General features: G+C 70.8%; 17 protein-coding genes. 12 read left to right on the top strand and 5 right to left on the bottom strand.

The window, feature by feature from the left end:
• Window positions 1-320: 320 nt before the first annotated feature.
• From ACH4MY_RS14225 to ACH4MY_RS14250, 6 genes are all read left to right on the top strand, one after another.
• Window positions 321-3,161 carry a putative bifunctional diguanylate cyclase/phosphodiesterase gene (locus ACH4MY_RS14225; RefSeq protein WP_398002238.1) on the top strand — a complete coding sequence of 947 codons (2,841 nt, stop codon included), beginning with the start codon at window positions 321-323 and terminating at the stop codon, window positions 3,159-3,161.
• 228 nt (window positions 3,162-3,389) lie between these two features.
• Window positions 3,390-5,240, top strand: coding sequence for an acetolactate synthase large subunit (locus ACH4MY_RS14230; protein WP_398002241.1), 1,851 nt, complete (start codon window positions 3,390-3,392; stop codon window positions 5,238-5,240).
• A 41-nt stretch (window positions 5,241-5,281) separates the two neighbouring features.
• The gene (gene ilvN / locus ACH4MY_RS14235; RefSeq protein WP_266897003.1) at window positions 5,282-5,809 is read left to right on the top strand and encodes an acetolactate synthase small subunit; all 528 of its coding nucleotides are present in this window, start codon (window positions 5,282-5,284) and stop codon (window positions 5,807-5,809) included.
• Window positions 5,810-5,946: 137 nt separating this feature from the next.
• Window positions 5,947-6,948 carry a ketol-acid reductoisomerase gene (ilvC, locus tag ACH4MY_RS14240; protein ID WP_266897005.1) on the top strand — a complete coding sequence of 334 codons (1,002 nt, stop codon included), beginning with the start codon at window positions 5,947-5,949 and terminating at the stop codon, window positions 6,946-6,948.
• 238 nt (window positions 6,949-7,186) lie between these two features.
• Complete coding sequence (gene serA / locus ACH4MY_RS14245; RefSeq protein ID WP_398002245.1) at window positions 7,187-8,776, top strand: phosphoglycerate dehydrogenase; 1,590 nt, start codon at window positions 7,187-7,189, stop codon at window positions 8,774-8,776.
• Window positions 8,777-8,875: 99 nt separating this feature from the next.
• Window positions 8,876-9,457, top strand: a complete 582-nt coding sequence (locus ACH4MY_RS14250) for a TetR/AcrR family transcriptional regulator (RefSeq protein ID WP_398002247.1) — start codon at window positions 8,876-8,878, stop codon at window positions 9,455-9,457.
• A 63-nt stretch (window positions 9,458-9,520) separates the two neighbouring features.
• Here ACH4MY_RS14250 and ACH4MY_RS14255 read toward each other — a convergent pair whose 3' ends face one another.
• Window positions 9,521-10,633: a PucR family transcriptional regulator gene (locus ACH4MY_RS14255; protein WP_398002249.1), complete on the bottom strand. Its 1,113-nt coding sequence runs from the start codon at window positions 10,631-10,633 to the stop codon at window positions 9,521-9,523.
• Window positions 10,634-10,816: 183 nt separating this feature from the next.
• Here ACH4MY_RS14255 and ACH4MY_RS14260 point away from each other — a divergent pair, with 183 nt between their 5' ends.
• Together ACH4MY_RS14260 and pruA are read left to right on the top strand one after the other, a co-directional pair.
• Window positions 10,817-11,743, top strand: coding sequence for a proline dehydrogenase family protein (locus ACH4MY_RS14260; protein ID WP_398002252.1), 927 nt, complete (start codon window positions 10,817-10,819; stop codon window positions 11,741-11,743).
• 32 nt (window positions 11,744-11,775) lie between these two features.
• Window positions 11,776-13,407, top strand: a complete 1,632-nt coding sequence (gene pruA, locus ACH4MY_RS14265) for an L-glutamate gamma-semialdehyde dehydrogenase (protein WP_398002253.1) — start codon at window positions 11,776-11,778, stop codon at window positions 13,405-13,407.
• 97 nt (window positions 13,408-13,504) lie between these two features.
• Here the strand turns inward: pruA and ACH4MY_RS14270 are convergent, their stop codons facing one another.
• Window positions 13,505-14,491 (bottom strand): zinc-binding alcohol dehydrogenase family protein, encoded by a 987-nt coding sequence (locus ACH4MY_RS14270; RefSeq protein WP_398002255.1) that lies wholly within the window; start codon window positions 14,489-14,491, stop codon window positions 13,505-13,507.
• Between the two features lie 134 nt (window positions 14,492-14,625).
• On the opposite strand from ACH4MY_RS14270, the gene ACH4MY_RS14275 reads away from it, so the two are divergent.
• Window positions 14,626-15,081, top strand: coding sequence for a MarR family winged helix-turn-helix transcriptional regulator (locus ACH4MY_RS14275; RefSeq protein WP_398002258.1), 456 nt, complete (start codon window positions 14,626-14,628; stop codon window positions 15,079-15,081).
• 102 nt (window positions 15,082-15,183) lie between these two features.
• On the opposite strand, the gene ACH4MY_RS14280 is transcribed toward ACH4MY_RS14275, so the two are convergent.
• Window positions 15,184-16,068 carry an alpha/beta fold hydrolase gene (locus tag ACH4MY_RS14280; protein WP_398002261.1) on the bottom strand — a complete coding sequence of 295 codons (885 nt, stop codon included), beginning with the start codon at window positions 16,066-16,068 and terminating at the stop codon, window positions 15,184-15,186.
• 110 nt (window positions 16,069-16,178) lie between these two features.
• On the opposite strand from ACH4MY_RS14280, the gene ACH4MY_RS14285 reads away from it, so the two are divergent.
• Window positions 16,179-16,565 carry a hypothetical protein gene (locus ACH4MY_RS14285; protein WP_398002264.1) on the top strand — a complete coding sequence of 129 codons (387 nt, stop codon included), beginning with the start codon at window positions 16,179-16,181 and terminating at the stop codon, window positions 16,563-16,565.
• A 7-nt stretch (window positions 16,566-16,572) separates the two neighbouring features.
• On the opposite strand, the gene ACH4MY_RS14290 is transcribed toward ACH4MY_RS14285, so the two are convergent.
• Complete coding sequence (locus ACH4MY_RS14290) at window positions 16,573-17,313, bottom strand: hypothetical protein (RefSeq protein ID WP_398002267.1); 741 nt, start codon at window positions 17,311-17,313, stop codon at window positions 16,573-16,575.
• The gene (locus ACH4MY_RS14295) at window positions 17,310-17,651 is read right to left on the bottom strand and encodes a PadR family transcriptional regulator (RefSeq protein ID WP_398002269.1); all 342 of its coding nucleotides are present in this window, start codon (window positions 17,649-17,651) and stop codon (window positions 17,310-17,312) included. Before ACH4MY_RS14295 ends, ACH4MY_RS14290 begins: the two co-directional genes overlap by 4 nt.
• Window positions 17,652-17,960: 309 nt before the next feature.
• On the opposite strand from ACH4MY_RS14295, the gene ACH4MY_RS14300 reads away from it, so the two are divergent.
• Together ACH4MY_RS14300 and ACH4MY_RS14305 are read left to right on the top strand one after the other, a co-directional pair.
• Entirely contained in the window at window positions 17,961-18,092 is a 132-nt protein-coding gene (locus ACH4MY_RS14300) for a hypothetical protein (protein ID WP_260461862.1), read from the top strand.
• Between the two features lie 80 nt (window positions 18,093-18,172).
• Complete coding sequence (locus ACH4MY_RS14305; protein WP_398002272.1) at window positions 18,173-19,213, top strand: 3-isopropylmalate dehydrogenase; 1,041 nt, start codon at window positions 18,173-18,175, stop codon at window positions 19,211-19,213.
• The last annotated feature ends 77 nt before the right edge of the window (window positions 19,214-19,290 follow it).

Consider the following 19,290-nt stretch of genomic DNA (forward strand, 5'->3'; position numbering starts at 1 on the left):
CCGGACCGCACGGCGGACCGCGTTCAGGGCCGGTCGCCGGACGGCACCCCGGGCCGGACCCGGGGCCGGACCGCGGAGCCGAGGGTCACGGTGCCGAACCACCGGGCCCGAGAGCTGCCGCCACCCCGGCCACCCGCGCCGCCGCGGCCCACAGCGCCTGCGAGGCCTGCGGCGGCGCCGTGCCGGAGCCGGCCGCCCCTGTCGTACGGGATCCCGCGGGTCCCCACGACTGCGACGGGCACGCCCCCGGCAGCCCCGACGAACCGCCGGCGCGTCCGCACGACGCGGCCGGGTGCGGCGGTGCGGCGCCGGAGGGTCCGGTGACCGCGCCCGGGGCGGTCCTCGCGCGCCGGCCCGTCGGCACCGGCGGTGGCGACTCCGGCCCCCCGGACCCCTGCCGCCCCGGCATCGGCGCGATCCTCGCGCAGATCGCCCTGGGGCTGATCTGCGCGGGCTACACGACCGGCGCCTCGCTCGGCTGGGGATCACCGGAACTCGCGCTCTTCATGGGCGACTTCGGACTCAGCGTCGCCGCCCTCACCGCCGCGGTCTCCTGCTTCCTCTACGCCCGCGCCCACCGCGGCAGCGCCCGCCCCGCCTGGCTGCTCTTCGCCTTCTCCTCGTTCATGGCCTCCGCGGGCAACGCCGTGTGGGGCTGGTACGAGGTCGTGCTCCGCACGGAGGTGCCGGACTCCTCCGTCGCCGACCTCTTCTTCTTACTCTTCGCGCCGCCCGCCATCGTCGGGCTTCTCGTCCTGGCCAAGAAGCCCGTGACCCGGGCCGGCTGGGTCTGCCTGGGGCTCGACGCCTGGCTCATCGGCGGCTCCCTGCTCACGCTCTCCTGGAGCCTCGCCCTCGCGCGCACGGCCCACTTCCAGGAGGAGCCCGTCGCCCAGGCGGCGCTGTCGCTCGCGTACCCCCTGCTCGACATCGTCCTCGTGAGCATGGTCCTCGTCCTGCACTTCCGGCGCTCCCAGGCGAACCGCTCGGCGACCAACACGGCGATCGCCGCCCTCGCCCTGACCGTCCTGTGCGACGCGCTGTTCACCTCGCCGCTGCTCCGCGAGAACTACGCCTCGGGCCAGCTGCTCGACGCCGGCTGGTTCGCCGGCTCCCTGCTGCTCGCCTACGCCCCGTGGGGGGTGCGCCGCCTCCCGGAGAGCCCCGCCCCCGCGCGCGGGCCCCGGCTGCACAGCCGTCCGGTCGCCGGCTCGCTCGCCGCCCTCACCCCGTACCTCGCCGCCGCGGTCTGCACCCTCGGGATCCTCTACAACGTCGTCGAGGGACGCAGGGTCGACCGCGTCGTCGTCCTCACCGGCTGCACGGTGGTCCTCGCCCTCGTCGTACGCCAGGGCATCATGCTCCTCGACAACATCGCCCTCACCCACGAACTGGCCCAGAAGGAGAACCACTTCAGGTCACTCGTGCAGGGATCCAGTGACGTCATCATGATCGCCGCGCCCACCGGAGTGCTCCGCTACGTCAGCCCGGCCGCCTCCGGGGTGTACGGGCGGGACGCCGAGGAGCTGATCGGCTCCGAGCTCGCCTCGCTCATCCATCCCGAGGATCTCGGCGGCGTCGTCCACGAGGTACGGCGCTTCCTTGCCGTCTCGCCCGCCGAGGAGCCCACCACCCGGATCGAGTGCCGCTTCCGCTCCGGCCGCGGCGACTGGCTCAACGTCGAGTCGACGGTCAACCGGCACCAGGGCGGCCTGATCTTCAACAGCAGGGACGTCACCGAACGCGTCCGGCTTCAGGCCCAGTTGCAGCACAACGCCGAGCACGACCCGCTCACCGACCTGCCCAACCGGGCGCTCTTCACCCGGCGGGTCCGGCAGGCGCTCGGCGGCCGTCGCGCCTCCGACCCCGGCACCGCCGTGCTCTTCATCGACCTCGACGGCTTCAAGGGCGTCAACGACCGCCTCGGCCACCAGGCGGGGGACGACCTGCTCGTCCAGGCCGCGCGCCGCCTCCACGACTCCGTACGGGCCGGGGACACGGCCGCCCGGCTCGGCGGCGACGAGTTCGCCGCCCTCATCCTCGGCGACGGCGGCCGCGACCAGGCGGCCCGGCGGAAGCAGGTCCAGGAGATCGCCGACCGGCTCCGGCTCACCCTCTCCCGGCCCTACCGCGTCGACGGCGGCCAGGAGGTGCGGGTCGCCGCCTCGATCGGCGTGGCCTTCGCCGAACCCGGCATCGAGGCGGGCGACCTCCTGCGCAACGCCGACCTCGCCATGTACCGCGCCAAGGCGGCCGGCAAGGACCGGGTCGAGCTCTACGCGCCCCAGATGCAGGCCGAGGTGGTGCGCCGGACCGAGCTGGCCGCCCGGCTGCGCACCGCCCTCCACGACGGCGAGTTCGCCCTGCTCCACCAGCCGGTCGTCGACCTCGCCACCGGCCGGATCTCCGCCGTCAGCGCCCAGGCGCGCTGGCGCTCCACCCAGGGCATCCTCTTCACGCCCGCCGAGTACCTCCGGGTGACCGACGACTCCGAGCGGACCGCGGAGCTCGGCCGCTGGCTTCTGGAGGAGGCCGTGGAGCAGGCCGCCGAGCGGGCGGGAATCGGCCACCGCGCGCCCGTGTCCATCCGGCTCTCGGCCGGCCGCCTCCTGGACCGCTCGCTGCCCCTCGGCTCGGTCGAGTCGCTGCTCACCCGGCACGGGCTGCCGTCCGGTTCGCTGATCGTCGAGATCGCCGACAGCGACCCCCGGATCTCGCTCGACGAGCTGGAGCAGCGCCTGGTCACCCTGCGCCGTCTCGGGGTGCGGATCGCGCTCGACGGATTCGGCAGCGGCCATGTGGCGATCAACGCGCTCCGGAGGCTCCCCGTCGACATACTGAAGCTGGACCGAGGGCTCGTCGAGGGAGTGGTCGAGTCGGCCCGGCTCCGCAAGATCACCCGCGGGGTGCTCCGTATCGCCGGAGAGCTCGGCATGCAGACCGTCGCCGAGGGTGTCGACGTACCCGAGCAGGTCGTCGCGCTGCGGGCGATGGGCTGCAGTCACGCGCAGGGCATGGCCTTCTCGGGCCCGCTCGACGAATACCGGCTGCGCAGGGCCCTGGTGCGGGACGAGTACCCGCTGCCCGGCGCGGTCCCCGTCCGTGCCGGAAACCGTCCCCCGTTCCGCTCAAATAATGAGACGCCCGTCCCACCCACTTGACAGTGGTGAGGCCCGAGAGGGAGGGTCAGTGCCATGCGCACCCGAATTCTCGTACTTGGAAAGCGCGTCGGCTGAAGCAGGGCCACCGTAGGCCCCGCTTGAAACGCACCCGACGCGCTCCCCTCGCTTGCCTCACGGCACGAGGGGTTTTTTGTTGCACCGGCTCATTCCAAAGTCGCCGCAAAACCACGCAAAACACCTCGCAAAAACCCTCTGCTTCGAGAAGAGATGCTGATGACCGACCAGGCCACCGGGCACCATCCGCAGCCGCGGCCCCGTAGCGGCGCGCAGCCCGCTACCACCGTCGAGCACGTCACGGGTGCGCAGTCCCTCATCCGTTCTCTCGAAGAGGTGGGCGCGGACACCATCTTCGGTCTCCCCGGTGGCTGCATCCTCCCGGCCTACGACCCGCTGATGGACTCGAAGAAGGTGCGCCACATCCTGGTCCGCCACGAGCAGGGCGCGGGCCACGCGGCCACCGGCTACGCCCAGGCGACCGGCAAGGTCGGCGTCTGCATGGTGACCTCGGGGCCCGGTGCGACCAACCTCGTCACCCCGATCGCCGACGCGCACATGGACTCGGTCCCGCTCGTCGCGATCACCGGCCAGGTCGCCTCGAAGGCCATCGGCACGGACGCCTTCCAGGAGGCGGACATCTGCGGCATCACGATGCCGATCACCAAGCACAACTTCCTGGTCACCAAGGCCGACGACATCCCGCGGACGATCGCCGAGGCCTTCCACATCGCCTCCACCGGCCGCCCCGGCCCGGTCCTGGTCGACATCTCCAAGGACGCCCTGCAGGCGAAGACCACCTTCAGCTGGCCGCCACAGACCGACCTGCCCGGCTACCGCCCGGTGACCAAGCCGCACGCCAAGCAGATCCGCGAGGCCGCCAAGCTGATCAGCGCGGCCAAGCGCCCCGTCCTGTACGTCGGCGGCGGCGTCATCAAGGCCGGCGCCACCGCCGAGCTGAAGATCCTCGCCGAGCTCACCGGCGCCCCGGTCACCACGACCCTGATGGCGCTCGGCGCGTTCCCGGACAGCCACCCGCTGCACGTGGGCATGCCCGGCATGCACGGCGCGGTCACCGCCGTCACCGCGCTGCAGAAGTCCGACCTGATCGTCGCCCTCGGCGCCCGCTTCGACGACCGCGTCACCGGCAAGCTCGACAGCTTCGCCCCGTACGCCAAGATCGTCCACGCGGACATCGACCCGGCCGAGATCGGCAAGAACCGCATCGCCGACGTCCCGATCGTCGGTGACGCCCGCGAGGTCATCGCCGACTTGATCCAGGCCGTCCAGGCCGAGCACAGCGAGGGCAACAAGGGCGACTACACCGCCTGGTGGAGCGACCTGAGCCGCTGGCGCGAGACCTACCCGCTCGGCTACGACCTGCCGGAGGACGGCAGCCTCTCGCCGCAGCAGGTCATCCAGCGGATCGGCCAGCTCGTCCCCGACGACACGATCTTCGCCGCGGGCGTCGGTCAGCACCAGATGTGGGCCGCCCACTTCATCGACTACGAGCGCCCGGCCACCTGGCTGAACTCCGGCGGCCTCGGCACGATGGGGTACGCGGTCCCCGCCGCGATGGGTGCCAAGGCCGGCATGCCGGACCGCCCGGTCTGGGCGATCGACGGCGACGGCTGCTTCCAGATGACCAATCAGGAGCTCACCACCTGCGCCCTGAACAACATCCCGATCAAGGTCGCCATCATCAACAACGGCGCCCTCGGGATGGTCCGTCAGTGGCAGACCCTCTTCTACAACCAGCGCTACTCGAACACCGTCCTGCACTCCGGCCCGGACGACATCCAGGCGAACAAGGGCACCCGCGTCCCCGACTTCGTCAAGCTCTCCGAGGCCATGGGCTGTGTCGCCCTGCGCTGTGAGGACCCGGCCGACCTGGACAAGGTCATCGCCGAGGCCAACGCCATCAACGACCGTCCCGTCGTCATCGACTTCATCGTCCACGAGGACGCCCAGGTCTGGCCGATGGTCGCCGCCGGCACCTCCAACGACGAGGTCATGGCCGCCCGGGGCGTCCGCCCCGACTTCGGCGACGGCGAAGACGACTGAAGCGCGGAACGAAGCAGAGCGAAAAGGAAGAGACCCAGACCATGTCCACCAAGCACACGCTCTCCGTTCTCGTCGAGAACACGCCCGGCATCCTCGCCCGGATCGCCGCCCTGTTCTCGCGCCGCGGCTTCAACATCGACTCCCTCGCCGTGGGCATCACCGAGCACCCCGACATCTCCCGGATCACCATCGTGGTCAGTGTCGAGGACCTGCCCCTGGAGCAGGTGACCAAGCAGCTCAACAAGCTGGTCAACGTCCTGAAGATCGTCGAACTCGAGCCCAGCGCCGCGATCCAGCGCGAGCTCGTCCTGGTGAAGGTCCGCGCCGACAACGAGACCCGCTCCCAGATCGTCGAGATCGTCCAGCTGTTCCGCGCCAAGACCGTGGACGTCTCGCCCGAGGCGGTCACCATCGAGGCCACCGGTTCGAGTGACAAGCTCGACGCGATGCTCAAGATGCTGGAGCAGTTCGGCATCAAGGAGCTCGTGCAGTCCGGCACGATCGCCATAGGGCGTGGTTCCCGGTCCATCACGGACCGGTCCCTGCGGGCCCTCGACCGCAGCGCCTGAGCGTCACCGCGCGCCTCAGAGTCATCGGAGGTCAACCGGCGGTCCATCCGCCGGTCCGACTGACGAGACCCGAAAACCTTCCTCCCGCTCCCCGCCGTACGGTGGGACGCAACACCAGCACCTCAAGGAGATTCCCAGTGGCCGAGCTGTTCTACGACGACGACGCCGACCTGTCCATCATCCAGGGCCGCAAGGTCGCGGTGATCGGTTACGGCAGCCAGGGCCACGCCCACGCGCTGTCGCTCCGTGACTCCGGTGTCGACGTCCGCGTCGGTCTGCAGGAGGGTTCGAAGTCCAAGGCCAAGGCCGAGGAGCAGGGCCTGCGCGTCGTCTCCGTCGCCGAGGCGGCGGCCGAGGCCGACCTCATCATGATCCTGACCCCGGACCCGATCCAGGCCCAGGTCTACGAGGAGTCCATCAAGGACAACCTGAAGGAGGGCGACGCGCTCTTCTTCGGTCACGGTCTGAACGTCCGTTACGGCTTCATCAAGGTGCCCGAGGGCATCGACGTCGCCCTGGTCGCCCCGAAGGGCCCGGGCCACCTGGTCCGTCGTCAGTACGAGGAGGGCCGCGGCGTTCCGTGCATCGCGGCCGTCGAGCAGGACGCGACCGGCAGCGCCTTCGCGCTGGCGCTCTCGTACGCCAAGGGCATCGGCGGCACCCGCGCCGGCGTCATCAAGACGACCTTCACCGAGGAGACCGAGACCGACCTCTTCGGCGAGCAGGCCGTTCTCTGCGGTGGCACCGCGGCGCTGGTCAAGGCGGGCTTCGAGACCCTGACCGAGGCCGGCTACCAGCCGGAGATCGCGTACTTCGAGTGCCTCCACGAGCTGAAGCTCATCGTCGACCTCATGTACGAGGGCGGCCTGGAGAAGATGCGCTGGTCGGTCTCCGAGACCGCCGAGTGGGGCGACTACGTCACCGGCCCGCGGATCATCACGGACGCCACCAAGGCCGAGATGAAGAAGGTCCTCGCGGAGATCCAGGACGGCACCTTCGCCAAGGAGTGGATGGCCGAGTACCACGGCGGTCTGAAGAAGTACAACGAGTACAAGACCCAGGACGAGAACCACCTCCTGGAGACCACCGGCAAGGAGCTGCGCAAGCTCATGAGCTGGGTGAACGACGAGGAGGCGTAAGCCTTCGGGACAGGGGCCGGACGGTGTGTCCGGCCCCTGTCCACATCGTTGGACACCCCGTCCAACCACGGACGGGTGATCCTTCCAACGAGGCGCATGAACGGCGCCGGTACACCACTACACTGCTCAACAACATTCGCGTTCAGGCCCACAGCGTCGTGCGCTTTCACGCGGCAAGCCCCCTCCACCGCCTGCGGCCGTCGGGACGGCCGTCCGCACTGGATCTGTGAGGACTCACGTGAGCTCGAAACCCGTCGTACTCATCGCTGAAGAGCTGTCGCCCGCCACCGTCGACGCCCTGGGCCCGGACTTCGAGATCCGGCACTGCAACGGCGCGGACCGCGCCGAACTGCTGCCCGCCATCGCCGACGTGGACGCGATCCTGGTCCGTTCCGCGACCAAGGTCGACGCCGAGGCCATCGCCGCCGCCAAGAAGCTGCGGGTCGTCGCCCGCGCCGGTGTCGGTCTGGACAACGTGGACGTCTCCGCCGCCACCAAGGCCGGCGTCATGGTCGTCAACGCCCCGACGTCGAACATCGTCACCGCCGCGGAGCTCGCGTGCGGTCTGCTCGTCGCCACCGCACGCAACATCCCGCAGGCCAACACGGCGCTGAAGAACGGCGAGTGGCAGCGCTCCAGGTACACGGGCGTCGAGCTCAGCGAGAAGACGCTCGGTGTCGTCGGCCTCGGCCGCATCGGTGTCCTGGTCGCCCAGCGCATGTCCGCGTTCGGCATGAAGATCGTCGCGTACGACCCCTACGTGCAGCCCGCCCGCGCCGCCCAGATGGGGGTGAAGCTGCTGGCCCTGGACGAGCTCCTCGAGGTCGCCGACTTCATCACCGTCCACCTGCCGAAGACCCCGGAGACCCTCGGTCTCATCGGCGACGAGGCGCTGCACAAGGTCAAGCCCTCCGTCCGTATCGTCAACGCCGCGCGCGGCGGGATCGTGGACGAGGCGGCGCTCTTCACCGCCCTCAAGGAGGGCCGGGTCGCCGGCGCGGGCCTCGACGTGTACGCGAAGGAGCCCTGCACGGACTCCCCGCTCTTCGAGCTCGACCAGGTCGTCTGCACCCCGCACCTCGGCGCGTCCACGGACGAGGCCCAGGAGAAGGCCGGTATCGCGGTCGCCCGTTCGGTGCGTCTGGCGCTCGCCGGTGAGCTCGTCCCGGACGCGGTCAACGTCCAGGGCGGTGTCATCGCGGAGGACGTCAAGCCGGGTCTGCCGCTCGCCGAGAAGCTCGGCCGCATCTTCACCGCCCTCGCGGGCGAGGTCGCGGCCCGTCTCGACGTCGAGGTGTACGGCGAGATCACCCAGCACGATGTGAAGGTGCTCGAACTCTCCGCGCTCAAGGGTGTGTTCGAGGACGTGGTCGACGAGACCGTGTCGTACGTCAACGCCCCGCTGTTCGCGCAGGAGCGCGGTGTCGAGGTGCGGCTGACCACGAGCTCCGAGTCGCCGGACCACCGCAATGTGGTCACGGTGCGCGGCACGCTGTCGAGCGGCGAGGAGGTCGCGGTCTCCGGCACGCTCGCGGGCCCCAAGCACCTTCAGAAGATCGTCGCGGTCGGCGACTACGACGTGGACCTGGCGCTCGCCGACCACATGGTGGTGCTGCGCTACGAGGACCGTCCGGGTGTCGTCGGCACCGTCGGCCGGATCCTCGGTGAGGCCGGTCTGAACATCGCCGGTATGCAGGTCTCCCGCGCGGAGGAGGGCGGCGAGGCGCTCGTCGTGCTCACCGTGGACGACACGCTCCCGGCCCCGGTGCTCGCGGAGATCGCGGCGGAGATCGGTGCCACGTCGGCCCGTTCGGTCAACCTGATCTGACGCACGCCCGCAGGACCCCGTACGGCCCCGCACGACCTCGTACCCGGTCGATAGACGCTCGTCTTACACAAGTGTCTATTGGCCGGGTACAGTGCTGTCATGGGACACAAGGAAGACCTGCTCGAAGGCGCCAAGCGCTGCCTCCTGGAGAAGGGGTACGGGCGCACCACGGCCCGTGACATCGTCGCCGAGTCGGGCACCAACCTCGCCTCCATCGGCTACCACTACGGCTCCAAGGACGCCCTGCTCCAGCAGGCCTTCCTGGCCCTCACCGAGGAGTGGGGCGAGCGGGTCGGACCCGCGGGAAGCGGTGAGCGGAAGCGGGAGCTGCCGGCCGATCCGTACGCCCGCTTCCGCGCCGTCTGGGAGCAGGTCATCGGCGCGGCCGAGGCCAGCCGGCCCGTCTGGAAGCTCCAGACCGAGATCGTCACCCGGCTCGACGACGACGAGAAGCTGCGCGAGGCGATCAAGGAGCCGCAGCGGGAGGGCCGGCTCGGCATGGCCGAGGGCTTCCTCGGCATCGACCCGGAGGCGGACCCGGAGAAGGCCCGGGTGGCGGGACTGCTCTGCCAGGCGCTGGTGGCCGGCGTGATGATCCAGTGGATGGTCGACCCGGACACCGCGCCCACGGCGGACGACCTCACGGAGGGGCTCAAGGTACTGATGGGGGAGCAGGGCTGACCTGCCGTCATCACCCCGTGCCGGACCTCGTCGCTCGGGGCACCCGCCCGCCCCGGCGGGCGTTCAGAGCCGGGCCGACTTCAGGGACATGTGGAGCAGCAGGCGGTCCTCGCCGTCGTCCAGGTCCAGGCCCGTGAGCTGCTCGACCCGGGACAGCCGGTAGTAGAGGGTCTGACGGTGGATGCCCAGGGCCGCCGCGGTGCGGCCCGCCTGACCCGCGTTGTCGAGGAACACCTCGGCGGTGCGGGCCAGTTCGGCGTGGGCGGGGGCGATCAGCGGGGCGACGGCCGGGTCGATCTCGGGGTGGTAGAGCGCCGCGAGCAGGCGGTACGGGCCGATCCCGGCCCACTCCGCGACCGGGCCGAGGGTCGGCTGGGCCGTGGCGGCGCGGGCCGCCGTGTTGGCTTCGCGCCAGGCCGCCGGGAGTTCCGTGAGGCCGCGGCGGGGGTTCGCGATGCCGGCCGGGTGGGCGGCGCGCAGCCGGTCGGCGGCCGTGTGGGCGGGGGAGAGGTCCTCGGCCGTGCGCAGCCGTACGAGGACGGCGAGGGACTCGCTCTCGGGGAGCGTGGCGACCGCCGCCCCGCCGGGGACCGACCGGATCGAGGGGGCCTCGCCCTTCCACGGGGTCACGCAGACGACGGTGTGCAGACCGTCCGCGCTGGGGCCCAGGGCCGCCCGGAGCGCCGCGACGGCCATGTCGCTCTGCCAGCCGCGGCCGGCGGTCAGGACCGCGGCGAACTCGCGCGAGAGATCGGTGTCCGCGCGCTCCTCGTCGGCGAGGAGGCCGCCGATCCGGGTGGCGACCTCCATCGCGGCCGTGAGCTGGTCGGGCGTGGGGCCGGGCTCCGCGTCGAGGAGCCAGACGTATCCGAGGACGACACCCCGATGGCGTACGGGCAGGCAGAGGCGGTCCCGGAAGACCCCGGCGTCCGGAGCGGCCGGGATGCGGACCGGACCCGTCGCCCGGGTGATGCCGAAGCCCTCGAACCAGGCGCGGACCGCCGGGGTCGACTTCCGGGTCAGGATCGACCGCGTCCGGACGGGGTCCATCGCCGTGTCGTCGTCACTGTCGTGGGCGCCGAAGGCGATCAGGCCGAAATCGCGGTTCTCCAGCGTCGCCGGCGCGCCGAGCAGCGCGGAGATCTCGTCCACCAGGTCTTGGTAATCGCCCTTCACAGCGCCATTCTCGCACCCTCTCAGACATATGTATGAGATGCCGGGCACGGATGCGTGACAGGTGTAGATGGCGGACGATCGGAGCGATCCATAGGTTTCACGGTGGTTCCTCGTGCTGTTACCCGTTTCTTACGAAAGATCGGGTACGGCACCCTTCGTCACCCTGTCCTTCTGGAGGTCCCCGTGCTGGGTCCCGTGATCCTCGCCGCGTCGCGCAGCGACAAGATGCGCCGTTTCGTGTCGGCCGCCCCCGGGACCAAGCAGGTCGTCGCCCGCTTCATCGCCGGAGAGTCGGTCGACGACGTCGTCCCGATCGTCCAGGAGCTGAGCGAGCGCGGCCTGGAGGTCACCCTCGACGTCGTCGGTGAGGACATCACCACCGTCGAGCAGTCGTACGCCGCCCGGGACGCGTACCTGGAGCTCATCGGCCGTCTCAAGGAGCTGGGCCTCGGCGAGCGCGCCGAGATGTCCGTCAAGCTGTCGATGTTCGGCCAGTCCCTGGAGGACGGTCACGAGCTGGCCCTCGCGAACGTCCGCCCGGTCGTCGCGGCCGCCGCCGAGATCGGCACCACGGTCACCCTGGACGCCGAGGACCACACCACCCTCGACTCGATGTTCGCCATCCACGAGGAGCTGCGGAAGGACCACCCGCAGACCGGCTGTGTCATCCAGGCGTACCTGTTCCGCACCGAGGACGACGCCCGCCGCCTCGCCGCGAACGGCTCCCGCGTCCGGATCGTGAAGGGCGCCTACAAGGAGCCCGAGTCCGTCGCGATCCAGGACAAGTCCGAGATCGACAAGGCCTACGTCCGGATCATGAAGATCCTCATGGACGGCGAGGGCTACCCGATGATCGGCTCCCACGACCCGCGCCTCATCTCCATCGGCCAGGAGCTGGCGCGCCGCGCCGGGCGCAAGCTGGACGAGTACGAGTTCCAGATGCTGTACGGCATCCGGAGCGAGGAGCAGCACCGGCTCGCCGCGGAGGGACACCGCATGCGCGTGTACACCGCCTACGGCACCGACTGGTACGGCTACTTCATGCGCCGTCTGGCGGAGAAGCCGGCCAACCTCCTCTTCTTCGTCCGATCCATCCTCACCAAGGGCTGAGCCCACACCCCTCAGAAGGAGTTACGCGACCCATGGACGCTGTCACCCAGGTCCCCGCTCCGGTCAACGAGCCGGTGCACAGCTACGCCCCCGGCTCCCCCGAGCGCGCCCGCCTCGAGACCAAGCTCAAGGAGCTGTCCGAGAACCCGCGTGAGCTGCCGATGACCATCGGCGGCGTGAAGCGCCTCGGCGGCGGCGAGGAGTTCAAGGTCGTCCAGCCGCACAACCACAAGGCCGTCATCGGTACCTTCCGCGGCGCCACCGAGCAGGACGCCCAGGACGCCGTCGACGCGGCCCTGGCCGCGGCCCCGGCCTGGCGCGCGATGGCCTTCGACGACCGTGCCGCGATCATCCTGCGCGCCGCCGAGCTGCTCGCCGGCCCGTGGCGCGAGACGCTGGCCGCGTCGACCATGCTCGGCCAGTCGAAGACCGCCCAGCAGGCCGAGATCGACACCCCGTGCGAGCTCGTCGACTTCTGGCGCTTCAACGTGGCGTACGCCCGCCAGATCCTGGCCGAGCAGCCGCCGGCGAACTCCCCGGGTGTGTGGAACCGTCTGGACCACCGCCCGCTGGAGGGCTTCGTCTACGCGATCACGCCGTTCAACTTCACGGCCATCGCGGGCAACCTGCCCACCGCCCCCGCCCTCATGGGCAACGTGGTGGTCTGGAAGCCGTCCCCGACGCAGACCCACTCCGCCGTGCTCCTCATGGAGCTCCTGGAGGAGGCCGGCCTGCCGAAGGGTGTCATCAACCTGGTGACCGGCGACGGCATCGCCGTCTCCGAGGTGGCCCTGAACCACCCCGACCTGGCCGGTATCCACTTCACCGGTTCGACCAAGACCTTCCAGCACCTGTGGAAGACGGTCGGCACCAACATCGAGAAGTACCGCGCGTACCCGCGGATCGTCGGCGAGACCGGCGGCAAGGACTTCGTCGTCGCGCACCCCAGCGCCGACCGCGGCATCCTGAAGACCGCGCTGACCCGCGGCTCCTTCGAGTTCCAGGGCCAGAAGTGCTCCGCGTCCTCGCGTGCGTACGTCCCGGCCTCCATCTGGAACGACGGCTTCAAGGAGGAGTTCGCGGCCGAGGTCGACGGCATCACCATGGGTGACGTCACCGACCTGTCGAACTTCATCGGCGCGGTCATCGACGAGCGCTCGTTCGCCAAGAACAAGGCCGCGATCGACCGTGCCGCGGCCGACCCGACCTGCACGATCGTCGCCGGTGGCACGTACGACGACTCGGTGGGCTACTTCGTCCGTCCGACGGTCATCGCCTGCACCGACCCGGAGAACGAGGTCTTCAAGGCCGAGTACTTCGGTCCGATCCTCGCGATCCACGTCTACGAGGACGAGAACTACGACGCGATGCTGACCCAGATGGAGTCGGTCTCGGACTACGCCCTCACCGGCGCGGTCATCTCCGGCGACCGTGCGGCGGCCGCTCACACGATGGAGAAGCTCCGCTTCGCCGCGGGCAACTTCTACATCAACGACAAGTCGACCGGCGCCGTCGTCGGCCAGCAGCCCTTCGGCGGCGGCCGTGCCTCGGGTACGAACGACAAGGCCGGCGCCCCGCAGAACCTGATGCGCTGGACGCTGACCCGCGCCATCAAGGAGACGCTGGTCCCGCCGACCGAGTACGGCTACCCGCACATGGGCTGACGCCCACCCGCCTCCGCCACGGAGGCCCGCCTCTGACAGAGAGGCCCCCCGGCACCGCCCCCCTCCTCGGTCCCCCAACCGAGGACGGGGGCGGTTCTCATGTCCGGGTCCGGGAGGATCGGCCCGCGTCGAGCCGTCCGGCGACGCGGAGCACGCTCTTGCCGTGGGTGGCGCCCTCGCGCAGCCGCCGTACCGCGACGCCGAGCTCCGCCGGGTCGTACTCGGCGGTGATGTCCACCCGGATCCGTCCCTCGGCCAGCAGGCCGAGGGCCCGGCGGGCGGAGTCGGCGAGGCGCTCGGGGTGGGTCCGGCTCAGCAGGCTGCTGTTGTAGGTCATCAGCGATCGGCCGTCCCCGAGGAGGTCGTCGGTGTCGGCGAGGACGGGGGCGTGGCCGCCGACGCCGCCGTACGCCACCAGGCGGCCGTGCGGTGCGAGTGCGCGCAGGCCGGCCTGCCGGGTCGGGCCGCCGACCGGGTCGAGGACCACGTCGAAGCGCTCGTCGCCGAGCCCGGCCGGGAACTCCTCGCGCAGCAGGATCCGGTCGTAGCCGAACTCCTTCGCGTACGCGGCCCTGAGGTCACTGCCGACCACCCCGACGATCCGGCCGGCGCCGGCCAGCCGGGCGAACTGGGCGGCGAGCACGCCGACCCCGCCGGCGGCGCCGTGGATCAGCACGTGCTCGCCGGCTCGCACGCGGGCGACGGTGTGGACGAGGTCGTACGCGGTCGGCGTGCCCCAGCCGAAGCCCGCGGCCGTCCGCAGGGGGGTCGCGCCGACGGCGAGCGCGAGGACGGCGGGCACGACGACCACCTCGGCGTGCGCGCCGCCGGTGGCGAGCGCCGTGACGGCCTCCCCGACCCGGCTCCCGTCCACGTCCGGGCCGACCGCGACGATGTGCCCGGACGCCTCGAAGCCGGGGACGAAGGGGCGCGGTACGGGGAAGAGGCCGTCCTTGACCATCGTGTCGCCCCATTGGACACCGCTGTAGGCCACCCGGACGGCGACCTCGCCGGGGCCGGGAGACGGCTCGTCGAGTTCGGTGATCCGGTAGTGGTCGTCGCTGTCGAGAACGATCGCCCTCATGAATGCAGCCTCCTGTGCTGACTCAGTATCCTGTGTCATGTCGTCACGGGGAAACGGTAGATGTGACAGGTACCTGAGTCAACACAGGATTCTGTGTAAATGGGTGCCGCGGAGCGGAGCGAGGGAGTGAGGGCATGGCGGACATGCCGGTCGAGGAGTACCTCTGCAGCCGGATCAGGCGTGCGGAACAGGCGCTGATGGCGCACCACGAAGCCGTCCTGCGCGGGCACGGGCTGACCATGACGCAGTACACCGTGCTGCTGACGCTCTCGCGCGAGGGAGGCATGTCCGCGGCCCAGGCGGCACGCGCCTGCGGGGTGACCCAGCAGAGCATGGCCAGTGTCCTGACCAACATGGAGGGCAAGGGGCTCGTTCGCCGCGACCCGTCGCCCGTGCACGCCAAGGTGCAGATCGTCACGCCGACCGAGGAGGGCCTGGCGGTGCTGGGCCGTGCGTACGAGGAGGTGATCGTCCTGGAGAGGGCGCTCACGGACGCGTTCACGCCGGCCGAGCACGCCGCCCTGTGCGAGCTCCTCGACCGCACGACGGCCGTTCTCGTCGATCAGACGCCGCCCGCCCGTCCGCGTTGACGGGACGGGCGGGCGGCGACAGGGCGGGGTGTCCCGGCCGGCCGGATTCGCGGCCGGGCCGGGCCTTCGGGCCGGGTCTTCGGGTCGGGCCGGGCCTTCGGGTCAGGCCAGGGTCCGCTTCAGGAAGTCGCCGATCAGTCCGGCGATCGCCGGCGCGTGGGTCTCCAGGGCGAAGTGGCCCGTCGGGAGGAGGTGGATCTCGGCCTCCGGGAGGTCGCGGCGGAAGGCTTCGGCGCCCGCCGGGACGAAGACCTGGTCGCCCTCGCCCCAGACGGCGAGGAGCGGGACCCGGCTGGTGCGGAAGTACTCCTGGAAGGCCGGGTAGAGGTCGAAGTTGCTGCCGTAGTCGGCGATCAGGCCGAGCTGGATCCCGTCCTGGCCCTCGCGGGCCATGAGGCCGGCGTCGTGGTGCCAGGCGTCGGGGTTGAGCAGGTCGCGGTACTCGGCGGGAACACCCGTCTCGTACTGCCAGCGGATGCCGTCGAGGGAGCGGATCGCGCGGACCGGCTCCTCGGTCTCGGGGGTGCGCTCGGCGATCAGGGCGAGGACCGGCGCCCAGGCCTCGGCGCCGAGGCCCTCCTCGTAGGCGTTGCCGTTCTGGCTGATGATCGCGGTGATCCGCTCGGGGTGGGCGAGGGCGAGCCGCAGGCCGATGGGGGAGCCGTAGTCCTGGATGTAGAGCGCGAACCGGTCGAGGCCCAGGGCCTCGGTGAACTCGCCGGTGAGCTCGGCCAGCCCGGCGAAGGTGTAGTCGAAGTCGGCGGCCGAGGGGGCGGAGCTGCGGCCGAAGCCCAGGTGGTCGGGGGCGACCAGCCGGTAGCGGTCGGCGAGCAGCGGGATCAGGTCGCGGAACATGTGCGAGCTGGTGGGGAAGCCGTGCAGCAGCAGGAGTACGGGGGCGTCGGCCGGGCCCGCCTCGCGGTAGGCGATCTCGTGGCCGCGGACCTTGACGGTGCGGTGGTGGATCGGCAGCACGGTCGTCGTCATTTCTAACCCCTCAAGTCTGCGTGACTGGTTATGGCATGACTCAATCAGGAGTTCTCTAACCTGTCAATGCTTTATGAGTGGTTAGAAGTGTCCTGTGGGAGCCTGAGGTCATGACCGTGAGGACCGCGCCCACCCATGAACTCGGGGCCGAGCGGCTCCGCTCCGTACGCGCGCTGCTCGACGCCGCCTTCGACGGCGAGTTCTCCGAGGACGACTGGGACCACGCCCTCGGCGGGCAGGTGATGGCCGCCCTGGAGCGGGTGGCCGATGGCACCCACGCCTTCGCGGCGCTGTCCGCGTCCGACGACGGGGCCGCGCTCTGCCGGGCGCGCGGCCGGCGGGTCTGGGAGGGGCGGATCGAGGTGCTCGGGCCCGAGGGGGTCGTCCGGCTCGCGGACGAGGAGGGCTCCACGCGTCTGCGCCCGGCCGCCGGCGGCGCGCTGCCCGACGCCGCCGCCCCGCTGATCTTCGACTGGCGGGACGGCGACGTGCTGTGAGGGAGGGTCAGGAATCGGAGCGGTCCTGATTCACCCGCCCCTTCTCGGTCTCCAGGTGGGAGGTGAGGAGGGCGAAGAACATCGAGGCGAGGGCGATGGTGATCGCGAGCCCGCCCGTGCCGAGCGTCCCGATGAAGCACGCCGCCATCGCGCCGCCGACCAGGACGCACCACACCGCGAGCGCCACCTTGCCGCGACGGCTCAGGAACAGCCGCCGGTGCGGGGCCGCCTGCCGGGTCTCCAGGGTGCCCGCCGGGCCCGCCGTCGCCGCGCGCGGCCTCTTGAAGTAGCCGTACACGAGCCACTCGCCGCACAGCTCCCAGCCCTCGGGCTCCAGCTCGGCCAGGACCTTGGCGCGGCGCCCGGCTCCGATGATCTCGCGGCGGTACTCCCAGCGCAGCGTCGCCGTCGCGGAGCGGCGGCAGACGAACCGGCCGAGGGAGTCCAGGGACTCCACCTCCCAGCCCTGGTCGCCGTGGACGGTGAGCATCCGGCGGTCGTTGAAGAGGTCGGCGGTCCAGGTCCAGGACTCGGCCCGCTCGTCCGGCTCCCCGGGCGGCGGGACGAGCCCGCCGAGCTGGGCGGCGAAGGCGGTGGCCGGCCCGAACTCCTCCCGCGGGTCCGTCCCCGTCTCGGCGAGGTGTCCGCGGAGGTCCTCGACGGTGGCGGTGATCTGCGCGTCCGGTACGCCGGCGGCGCGCAGTGTGCCGGTGAGCTCGCTGAAGTAGCGGTCGGATTCCGTGGTCATGTCGTGGTTCCCCCTGGGTGGAGCGTGGTCTCGACGGCGCGGTGGAAGCGCAGCCAGTCGCGGCTCTCGGTGGCGAGGTGCTCGCGCCCTCGCGCGGTGAGCCGGTAGTAGCGGCGTCCCGGTCCGCGCTCGGCGGCCCGGAACTCGGCCTCCACCAGACCGGCTTCCTCCAGGCGGTTCAGTACGGGATAGAGCGTCCCGCCCTTGATCTCGCCGAGTCCCGCCTCGGCGAGTGCCTTGGCGATCTCGTACCCGTAGCTCTCCCCGTCGGTCAGGCGGGAGAGGACGAGCAGGTCGAGGACTCCCTTGAGCCAGCTGGATCTGCGGTCTGCGGCCATGGGTGTATTGGAGCACCAGCTAGGTAGGAACGCAAACTAGATAGGAGAGCCGTAGGTGTCGTGAGGTGACACCCGGTTCCGGGCCGTCTCAGATAGTAGGAAGTCCGAGTAATTGTGGAGACAGATGCGGTGGCCTGCCCTAGCTTTGTAGAAGCCGAACGTCTCGCTTCATCAGCGAATGGCGGTCGAGAGCGCGACGCCCCTGTGCAGGCAACCCCTGCGGCGGCGCTCCCCGCCCCTGCCGGCACCTTCGATCACCACTGATCTCCGCACTTCGGATCACCACTGATCTCAAGGAGTCGATCCCTCATGGCAACTCAGACCGCCCGCCGCGTCCGCCACTCCGCCAACCGTCCCAGCGACGAGGCCAGGCAGAACGCCGCCGCCGCCCTCCAGCGCGCCCTCGACCGCCGTGACAACGGCGGCTCCACCGGCCACTGACACACGTTCACCCGGATGGCGCTTCGTCCACATGGTGGACGTCGCATGTCAGACGATGGGACGAAGAGTAGGGTGCCGACATGTCTCACAGCATCAATCTCGCAGTCATTCCCGGCGACGGCATCGGCCAGGAGGTCGTGGCCCAGGGCCTCAAGATCCTCGCGGCCGTCCTTCCCCAGGACGTGAAGCTGGAGACCGAGGAGTACGACTTCGGCGCCAAGCGCTACCACGCCACCGGTGAGACCCTCACCGACGCCGATCTCGACTCCCTCAAGAAGCACGACGCCATCCTGCTCGGCGCCATCGGCGACCCGTCGGTGCCGTCCGGCGTGCTGGAGCGCGGCTTCCTGCTGAAGCTCCGCTTCGCCTTCGACCACCACGTGAACCTGCGTCCCTCGAAGCTGCTCCCCGGCGTGGCCACCCCGCTCGCCGGGCAGCCCGCGATCGACTTCGTCGTGGTCCGCGAGGGCACCGAGGGTCCGTACACGGGCAACGGCGGCACCATCCGCAAGGGCACCCCGCACGAGGTCGCCACCGAGGTCTCGGTCAACACCGCCTTCGGTGTCGAGCGGGTCGTCCGGGACGCCTTCGCCCGCGCCCAGGCCCGCCCGCGCAAGAAGCTGACGCTGGTCCACAAGAACAACGTGCTGACCTTCGCCGGCCACCTGTGGACGGACATCTTCCACAAGGTCGCGGCCGAGTTCCCCGAGGTCACCACCGACTACCTGCACGTCGACGCCGCGACGATCTTCCTCGTCACCGACCCGGCCCGCTTCGACGTGATCGTCACCGACAACCTCTTCGGCGACATCATCACCGACCTCGCCGCTGCCGTCTCCGGTGGCATCGGCGTCGCCGCCTCCGGCAACATCAACCCGAGCGGCGAGTTCCCGTCGATGTTCGAGCCGGTCCACGGCTCCGCGCCGGACATCGCGGGCCAGGGCAAGGCCGACCCCTCGGCCACCGTCCTCTCCGTCGCGCTCCTGCTGCGTCACCTCGGCTACGAGGCCGAGGCCGTGCGGGTCGAGGAGGCCGTCGCCGCCGACCTCGTCGAGCGTGGGGACCGGGTCCGTACGACGGACGAGATCGGCGACGCGCTCGCCGCGCGAGTAGCGAGCTGACCCGCGCCGACTGACTTCTGACAGCAGCCGCCGGGTCGCACAGCGCCCGGCGGCTGCTCCATGCGCGGCCCCGGGCG

This window comes from Streptomyces sp. NPDC017246 (assembly GCF_044331325.1).
In the GTDB taxonomy this organism is placed as follows: domain Bacteria; phylum Actinomycetota; class Actinomycetes; order Streptomycetales; family Streptomycetaceae; genus Streptomyces.

What these genes read in the sequence shown, in the direction of transcription:
- ACH4MY_RS14295 (WP_398002269.1), bottom strand. Translation starts at nt 17,651, where the DNA reads ATGGCCGCAGACCGCAGATCCAGCTGGCTCAAGGGAGTCCTCGACCTG.
- ACH4MY_RS14285 (WP_398002264.1), top strand. Translation starts at nt 16,179, where the DNA reads ATGACCGTGAGGACCGCGCCCACCCATGAACTCGGGGCCGAGCGGCTC.
- ACH4MY_RS14270 (WP_398002255.1), bottom strand. Translation starts at nt 14,491, where the DNA reads ATGAGGGCGATCGTTCTCGACAGCGACGACCACTACCGGATCACCGAA.
- ACH4MY_RS14305 (WP_398002272.1), top strand. Translation starts at nt 18,173, where the DNA reads ATGTCTCACAGCATCAATCTCGCAGTCATTCCCGGCGACGGCATCGGC.
- ilvN (WP_266897003.1), top strand. Translation starts at nt 5,282, where the DNA reads ATGTCCACCAAGCACACGCTCTCCGTTCTCGTCGAGAACACGCCCGGC.
- ACH4MY_RS14300 (WP_260461862.1), top strand. Translation starts at nt 17,961, where the DNA reads ATGGCAACTCAGACCGCCCGCCGCGTCCGCCACTCCGCCAACCGTCCC.
- ACH4MY_RS14230 (WP_398002241.1), top strand. Translation starts at nt 3,390, where the DNA reads ATGCTGATGACCGACCAGGCCACCGGGCACCATCCGCAGCCGCGGCCC.
- ACH4MY_RS14280 (WP_398002261.1), bottom strand. Translation starts at nt 16,068, where the DNA reads ATGACGACGACCGTGCTGCCGATCCACCACCGCACCGTCAAGGTCCGC.
- pruA (WP_398002253.1), top strand. Translation starts at nt 11,776, where the DNA reads ATGGACGCTGTCACCCAGGTCCCCGCTCCGGTCAACGAGCCGGTGCAC.
- ACH4MY_RS14290 (WP_398002267.1), bottom strand. Translation starts at nt 17,313, where the DNA reads ATGACCACGGAATCCGACCGCTACTTCAGCGAGCTCACCGGCACACTG.
- ACH4MY_RS14250 (WP_398002247.1), top strand. Translation starts at nt 8,876, where the DNA reads ATGGGACACAAGGAAGACCTGCTCGAAGGCGCCAAGCGCTGCCTCCTG.
- ACH4MY_RS14275 (WP_398002258.1), top strand. Translation starts at nt 14,626, where the DNA reads ATGGCGGACATGCCGGTCGAGGAGTACCTCTGCAGCCGGATCAGGCGT.